A 1,217-nucleotide genomic window follows, 5' to 3' on the forward strand; every position below is an offset into this window, starting at 1 on the left:
GAAGCGCCGCAACTTCCGGCCGGCTACGCAGTGATGATCGTGATCGCGTGGATTCCACCGCTGTGGCGCCGGGTGATGGATCAGAGATTGTTGGACTACTACGACGGCGACACAGAACGAATCAACGCCAGGAGCACGACCTGATGAACGCCCACGACCCAACAAATACAGAGTCAGATCCGTACCCGCACAACGACATAGATCGCCACCTGCAGTCTCACGCCAGATTCGCACGTGCAGCGTCGAGTCCAGAAGTCATCGCCGCCGCGCAATTCTTGCTGCAGCAACCCGATGCCTATCTATACCGCCGCCGCTACCTCGAACTCATCGTCGATACCACAGACTCAGACGGCACCCCGATCACCGACTACACCGCTGCCGAAAAATATCTGCTCACCGCGTACAGAAAAATTCTTCGATCCGATACCGGGCATCCGAGTCAGAAAGAATCACGCACCGTCGACTCCTCGAAAGGACAATCATGGGCCTGAACGGGTCGACTCCAGCCTCCGCTCAGCACGAAAGCAGCGGTGGCAATGGACCGCCACCTCCTCCCGCTGTCTTTGATATCGGCTCCGAAGACTTACTCACTCCAAAACAAGTGTCCGAACTTTTTCGTGTAACTCCGAAAACAGTCGCTCGCTGGGCTGACGAAGGAAAAATCGGGTTTACCTCGACCATCGGCGGTCACCGCCGCTACCACCGCACCGAGATCCGTATGCTCTTGCACTCGCTTCACACTCCAGGGCCAAAAACGGATCCGACGGCATCCTGAATTCAAGCCCGAAATGCTGTAACCCAACCCTGACGATACCGATGCACGTTACTTTCGTTCGCGGATCAGATGCTCCCGATGTCGCCGACTGTGCCCTGAACTCGCATGTGACCGTCGGACAACGTGTACGTGACACCGACGATCGCGCACGCACTCTTGTCCATCTTGTCGGCGATGATCCGCGACCTCTGCATGATCAGCGCGCCGGTCTCCACGACGTGACGGCCTTCGAGTTCGTCGACGGTGGACAAGCCCTCGTTGCTGCCTATCAGAACCACGCTCGACCGCACTGCGGACGAAGCTGTCCGGAACAGTTCTTGGTCTCAATAGGTCAACGCATCACCGACGATAACGGATCAGCCCCAGAAGATCGGATCGCCACCGTTTTCGATGTGATCGAGCAAATCCTGAACGTGAGGGCTCGGCGCCAAGAACTGGTAAC

At 57.4% G+C, this 1,217-nt stretch carries 2 protein-coding genes and 2 pseudogenes; 3 read left to right on the forward strand and 1 reads right to left on the reverse strand.

Features of this window, described 5'->3' with window-relative positions:
• The 3 genes and pseudogenes from ATN38_RS32435 to ATN38_RS00045 form a co-directional block, all read left to right on the forward strand.
• Positions 1 to 144 (forward strand): annotated as a pseudogene (locus tag ATN38_RS32435) (alkane 1-monooxygenase); the annotation flags it as partial.
• Positions 144 to 491 (forward strand): hypothetical protein, encoded by a 348-nt coding sequence (locus ATN38_RS00040; protein WP_187781738.1) that lies wholly within the window; start codon positions 144 to 146, stop codon positions 489 to 491. The pseudogene ATN38_RS32435 and the gene ATN38_RS00040, both read left to right, overlap by 1 nt.
• Positions 482 to 775, forward strand: a complete 294-nt coding sequence (locus ATN38_RS00045) for a BldC family transcriptional regulator (protein WP_081377674.1) — start codon at positions 482 to 484, stop codon at positions 773 to 775. The genes ATN38_RS00040 and ATN38_RS00045 overlap by 10 nt, the downstream gene beginning before the upstream one ends.
• A 65-nt stretch (positions 776 to 840) precedes the next feature.
• Here the strand turns inward: ATN38_RS00045 and ATN38_RS00050 are convergent.
• Positions 841 to 1,093: pseudogene (locus ATN38_RS00050) on the reverse strand (carbonic anhydrase); the annotation flags it as partial.
• Positions 1,094 to 1,217 lie beyond the last annotated feature (124 nt).

This window comes from Rhodococcus sp. FH8 (genome assembly GCF_019266085.1).
Classification (GTDB): domain Bacteria; phylum Actinomycetota; class Actinomycetes; order Mycobacteriales; family Mycobacteriaceae; genus Rhodococcus_F; species Rhodococcus_F qingshengii.